Genomic DNA, 5,477 nt, shown 5'->3' on the forward strand with positions numbered 1-5,477 from the left:
GCAGGTCGGCCCAGCCCCGGCAGCGCAGCGCGGGGTCGGCGGTCTCGGCGCTCGCGGGCGGCTCGCCGTCGGGCACGTCCCACAGGCCCTCGGTGAACGAGTCGCCCAGGGCGACGTAGCGGGTCCAGGCCATGCGGTGCTGCCTCCGGGGTTCGTGCTCGTGGGCCCTCAGGCTACGACGACGGCGCGGCCACCCGGCCCCAGTCCACCGGGGGGGCACCCTGCTCGGCGAGGAGGGCGTCGACCCGGCTGAACGGTCGCGAGCCGAAGAACCCGCGCGAGGCCGAGAGCGGGCTGGGGTGCGGTCCGGCGACCACGGGCACCTCGCCCAGCACGGGCTGCAGGGTCTGCGCCTGGCGTCCCCAGAGCACCGCGACCAGGGGACCGCCCCGCTCGGCCAGGGACCGCACGGCGTGGTCGGTGACCTCCTGCCAGCCCAGGTCGCGGTGCGAGCCGGCCTCGCCCTCGCGCACGGTCAGGACGCGGTTGAGCAGCAGCACCCCCTGGTCGGCCCACCCGGTGAGGTCCCCCGACGGACCGGGGTCGACGCCGACGTCCTCGCGCAGCTCGCGGTAGATGTTCGCCAGGGACCGCGGGATCGGGCGGACCTCGCGGTCCACCGAGAAGGACAGTCCCACCGCGTGCCCAGGGGTGGGGTACGGGTCCTGCCCGACGACGAGGACGCGTACCTCGGCCATCGGTCGGGCGAAGGCGCGCAGGACGTCGCGCCCGGCCGGCAGGTAGCGTCGCCCGGCGGCGACCTCGGCCCGCAGCCTCTCGCCGAGGTGGCGGATCTGGGGCTCGACGGGGGCCAGGGCCTCGGCCCAGTCGGGGGCCATGAGCTGGTCGAGGTCGGCGGGCAGCACGGGTCGACCCTAGCCCCGGGACGAATGACACCCGTGTCATTCGCGGTCTACCATGGGCTCGCACCACTGGCAGCGACGAGCACGACGGATCTGGAGGGCACATGGACGCCACGGCGACCCTGACCGAGGTGAAGGGCTCTGCCTCGACGCCCCCCGGGCTCTCCGAGCGCGACCAGGAGATCCTCGCCTTCGAACGGCAGTGGTGGAAGTACGCGGGGGCCAAGGAGCAGGCGGTCCGCGAGCTCTTCGAGATGTCCGCCACGCGGTACTACCAGGTGCTCAACGCCCTGATCGACTCCCCGGCCGCCCTCGCCCACGACCCGATGCTCATCAAGCGTCTGCGTCGGCTCCGTTCCTCGCGCCAGCGGGCCCGGACAGCGCGTCGTCTGGGCGTCGACGGCTGATGCCCGGCTGGGACCGCTAGCCTGTCCGCCGTGAGATCCGGCGACTACCCCTACCCGGCGGACGACTTCGACCAGGTGTCGACCGTCGGTCCGCGGGGCGCGCACCGCGCCCCCCGCTCCCGCTGGTCCCGGTGGTGGCCTTTCGCGGTGGTCCTCGTGGTCCTGCCCGTCCTGGCCTTCGGCCTGGTGACGTGGCTCTCCGACTGGCGTGGCCTGACGGGCACCGACGACCCCGTGATCACGGCCCCCGTGGATCCCGAGGAGGAGGCGGCCGAGGAGCCCGAGGAGGGTGCTCCGGCCGAGACGGAGGAGCCCGCCGAGCCCGAGGAGCCGGCCGAGGAGCCCGAGCCCGAGCCCGAGCCTGAGCCTGACCTCACGCGCCCGGTCGAGGTGTTCAACGCGACCTCGATCACGGGTCTCGCGGGGGGCGCCGCCGAGCGGCTCGAGACAGCAGGCTTCGTGGACGTCGCCGCCGGCAACTGGACGGGAGCCAGCCCTGAGGCGTCCTCGGTCCTCTACGGCTCGGAGGAGGACCTCGCGACCGCGCAGGCCGCGGCCGACGCCCTCGGCATCGGCGTGGTCGAGATCTCTGCCGAGGCCGCGGACGGCATCGTCGTCGTGCTGGGCGGCGACTACCAGGCCTGATCCGTCTCGGCTGTCGACCTCCGCCGTGGGTGCGTAGGCTCGTCTGACCGAGGCATGAGGACAGGAGCACGCATGGCCCAGGGCACCCTGACGCGGACGACGATCGACGAGGGCGTCGGGGTCGTCGGTGCCCGCTGATCCCGTGGACGTCGTCGTCGTAGGGTCCGGGCCCAACGGCCTGGCGGCCGCCGTCACCCTCGCCCGGTCCGGGCTCTCCGTCCGGGTCCTCGAGGCCCAGCCCTCGATCGGCGGGGGAGCCCGCACGGTCGAGGGCCTCGTGCCGGGGGTCGTGCACGACCTGTGCTCGGCCGTCCACCCGCTGGCCCTCGCCTCCCCCTTCTTCCGCCGCTTCGACCTCGGTGCCCGGGGCGTCGACCTGGTGGCCCCCGAGGTCTCCTACGCCCAGCCGCTGCTCGGTGGCTCGGCGGGCCTCGCCTACCGCTCCCTCGAGCGCACCGTCGTCGGCCTCGGGCCCGACGGCGTCGCGTGGCGCCGCCTGTTCGAGCCCCTGGTCGAGCACGCGGACGCCGTGGTCGAGGCGGTCCTGGGGGACCACCGGCGGCTCCCGCGGGACCTCGTCAGCGCGGTGCGCTTCGGCCTGCGCACCCTCGAGCAGGGCCTCGGCGTCACCTGGGACCGCCGGTTCACCGGCCCCCAGGCCCCGGCCCTGCTCACCGGGGTCGCCTCGCACGCGATCACCCCCCTGCCCTCCCTCGCCGCGGCCGGGACGGCCCTGCTCCTCGGCACGCTCGCCCACGCCCCGGGCTGGTCGGTGCCGGTGGGCGGGACCCAGGCCATCACGGACGCCCTCGTCGCCGACCTGCAGGCCCACGGCGGCGTGGTCGAGACCGGTCGCGAGGTGCGCCGGTTCGAGGACCTGGGGCGTGCCCGGGCGTACGTCTTCGACACCACCCCGGGCACGGTCGAGCAGGTGATGGGCGAGAGGCTGCCCGCGCGGGTGCGCCGCGGGCTGCGCCGGTACCGCCACGGGAACGCGGCGGCCAAGGTCGACCTGGTGCTCTCGGGCCCGGTGCCCTGGACCGATCGCGCGATCGGCGAGGCGGGCACGGTGCACGTCGGCGGCTCACGCGAGCAGCTCGTCAGGACCGAGCACGAGGTCGCCCACGGCCGGCACCCCGACGAGCCGGTCATCCTGCTCAGCGACCCCACCGTGGCCGACCCCTCGCGCCTGGGGCCCGACGGGATCCGGCCCGTGTGGACCTACACCCACGTGCCGGCTGGGTCCCCGCGAGACATGACCGAGGCGGTCCTGGACCAGCTCGAGCGCCACGCCCCCGGGGTGCGGGACCTCGTCGTCGCCGCGCGGGGCATCCCGGCGGCCGAGATGTCCGAGCACAACGCGAACTACGTCGGCGGGGACATCTCGGCCGGGGCGATCACGCTGCCGCGCATGCTCGTCGGCCCGATGGCCTCGCCCGACCCCTACCGGGTGGGTCCGGCCGGGGTGTACCTGTGCTCGGCCGCGGTGCCCCCGGGCCCCGGGGTGCACGGCATGGGCGGGTGGCACGCCGCGCGCCGGGTGCTCGCGGACCGCTTCGGCGTGCTGACACCGCCGGACCTCGCCCCGGACGCCTGAGCTGCCTTGCACTCTCGGGTCGAGAGTGCCAATAATGAGTTAGCACTCTCGACCCGAGAGTGACAGAAACATCTGGCCCCTCGATGAGGGCCGGGCCCCGGCGGGACGTGACCGCCGCTGACCGGTCCGTCCGTCGCGGGCATCGCGGGCCAGCACCACCGCCACAACCGGAGGACCATCCGAATGGCCAAGATCATCGCCTTCGACGAGGAGGCCCGCCGCGGCATGGAGCGGGGCATGAACGCCCTGGCTGACGCCGTCAAGGTCACCCTCGGCCCCAAGGGCCGCAACGTCGTGCTCGAGAAGAAGTGGGGCGCCCCCACGATCACCAACGACGGCGTCTCCATCGCCAAGGAGATCGAGCTCGAGGAGCCGTTCGAGAAGATCGGCGCCGAGCTCGTCAAGGAGGTCGCCAAGAAGACGGACGACGTCGCTGGCGACGGCACCACCACCGCCACCGTGCTCGCCCAGGCGCTCGTCCGTGAGGGCCTGCGCAACGTCGCCGCCGGCGCCAACCCGATCGCCCTCAAGAAGGGCATCGAGAAGGCCGTCGACGCCGTCACCGCGGAGCTGCTCAAGGCCGCCGTCGAGGTCGAGACCAAGGAGCAGATCGCTGCGACCGCCGGCATCTCCGCCGGTGACCCCGCGATCGGCGAGCTCATCGCCGAGGCGATGGACAAGGTCGGCAAGGAAGGCGTCATCACGGTCGAGGAGTCCAGCGCGCTGGGCCTCGAGCTCGAGCTGACCGAGGGCATGCGCTTCGACAAGGGCTTCCTCTCGGCCTACTTCGTCACCGACGCCGAGCGCCAGGAGGCCGTCCTCGAGGATGCCTACGTGCTCCTCGTCGAGGGCAAGATCTCGAACGTGAAGGACCTGCTGCCCCTGCTGGAGAAGGTCATCCAGTCCGGCAAGCCGCTCTTCATCATCGCCGAGGACATCGAGGGCGAGGCTCTCGCCACCCTCGTCGTCAACAAGATCCGCGGCACGTTCAAGTCGGTCTCGGTCAAGGCCCCCGGCTTCGGCGACCGTCGCAAGGCGATGCTGCAGGACATGGCCATCCTCACCGGTGGTCAGGTCATCTCGGAGACCGTCGGCCTCAAGCTCGAGAACGCGGGCCTGGAGCTGCTCGGCCAGGCGCGCAAGGTCGTCGTCACCAAGGACGAGACGACCATCGTCGAGGGCCTGGGCGACGCCGACCAGATCGCCGGCCGGGTCGCGCAGATCCGCGCCGAGATCGAGAACTCGGACTCGGACTACGACCGCGAGAAGCTCCAGGAGCGCCTCGCGAAGCTGGCTGGCGGCGTGGCCGTCATCAAGGCCGGTGCCGCGACCGAGGTCGAGCTCAAGGAGCGCAAGCACCGCATCGAGGACGCCGTGCGCAACGCGAAGGCGGCCGTCGAAGAGGGCATCGTCGCCGGTGGTGGCGTGGCCCTCATCCAGGCGGGCAAGACGGCCTTCGAGTCGCTCGAGCTCGTCGGTGACGAGGCGACCGGTGCGCGCATCGTGAAGTTCGCGCTCGACGCCCCGCTCAAGCAGATCGCCATCAACGCCGGCCTCGAGGGCGGCGTCGTGGCGGAGAAGGTCCGCAACCTCCCTATCGGTCACGGCCTCAACGCCGCGACCGGGGACTACGAGGACCTGCTCGCGGCCGGCGTCAACGACCCGGTCAAGGTCACCCGCTCGGCGCTGCAGAACGCGGCGTCGATCGCGGCCCTGTTCCTCACGACCGAGGCGGTCGTGGCGGACAAGCCCGAGCGGCACGCCCCGGCGCCCGGTGGCGACGGCGGCGGCATGGGCGGGATGGACTTCTGATCCGTTGATCAGAGTCTGACCAGCACTCAGCACGCCGACGGCGGGCGTCCCCCTCGGGGGGCGCCCGCCGTTCGTGTGCCCGGCGACGACGCCGTGGGTGCACGCCCGTCGCGGCGGCCACGCGTGGGGGAGGACGGCGTCAGCGCCCGTGCC

The 5,477-nt window shown here is 73.3% G+C and carries 5 protein-coding genes and 1 pseudogene; 4 read left to right on the top strand and 2 right to left on the bottom strand.

Translation table 11 applies throughout. The features are described 5' to 3' along the window. Positions 1 to 133 (bottom strand): annotated as a pseudogene (locus L0B03_RS19715) (SGNH/GDSL hydrolase family protein); the annotation flags it as partial. A gap of 40 nt (positions 134 to 173) precedes the next feature. Further along, positions 174 to 863 (bottom strand): uracil-DNA glycosylase, encoded by a 690-nt coding sequence (locus L0B03_RS13320; protein ID WP_250446564.1) that lies wholly within the window; start codon positions 861 to 863, stop codon positions 174 to 176. Positions 864 to 967: 104 nt separating this feature from the next. On the opposite strand from L0B03_RS13320, the gene L0B03_RS13325 reads away from it, so the two are divergent. The 4 genes from L0B03_RS13325 (at position 968) to groL (ending at position 5,324) form a co-directional block, all read left to right on the top strand. Then, complete coding sequence (locus L0B03_RS13325) at positions 968 to 1,270, top strand: DUF3263 domain-containing protein (RefSeq protein WP_250446555.1); 303 nt, start codon at positions 968 to 970, stop codon at positions 1,268 to 1,270. Positions 1,271 to 1,300: 30 nt separating this feature from the next. Continuing rightward, positions 1,301 to 1,915: a LytR C-terminal domain-containing protein gene (locus L0B03_RS13330; RefSeq protein WP_250446558.1), complete on the top strand. Its 615-nt coding sequence runs from the start codon at positions 1,301 to 1,303 to the stop codon at positions 1,913 to 1,915. A 127-nt stretch (positions 1,916 to 2,042) separates the two neighbouring features. Continuing rightward, positions 2,043 to 3,512, top strand: coding sequence for an NAD(P)/FAD-dependent oxidoreductase (locus tag L0B03_RS13335; RefSeq protein ID WP_250446560.1), 1,470 nt, complete (start codon positions 2,043 to 2,045; stop codon positions 3,510 to 3,512). A 183-nt stretch (positions 3,513 to 3,695) separates the two neighbouring features. Then, positions 3,696 to 5,324 (top strand): chaperonin GroEL, encoded by a 1,629-nt coding sequence (gene groL, locus L0B03_RS13340; RefSeq protein ID WP_250446562.1) that lies wholly within the window; start codon positions 3,696 to 3,698, stop codon positions 5,322 to 5,324. Positions 5,325 to 5,477 lie beyond the last annotated feature (153 nt).

The sequence above is a fragment of the Actinotalea sp. C106 genome, from assembly GCF_023630195.1.
In the GTDB taxonomy this organism is placed as follows: domain Bacteria; phylum Actinomycetota; class Actinomycetes; order Actinomycetales; family Cellulomonadaceae; genus Actinotalea.

Excerpts from the sequence above, each read along its gene's own strand:
- L0B03_RS13325 (WP_250446555.1), top strand. The coding sequence starts at position 968 with ATGGACGCCACGGCGACCCTGACCGAGGTGAAGGGCTCTGCCTCGACG.
- groL (WP_250446562.1), top strand. The coding sequence starts at position 3,696 with ATGGCCAAGATCATCGCCTTCGACGAGGAGGCCCGCCGCGGCATGGAG.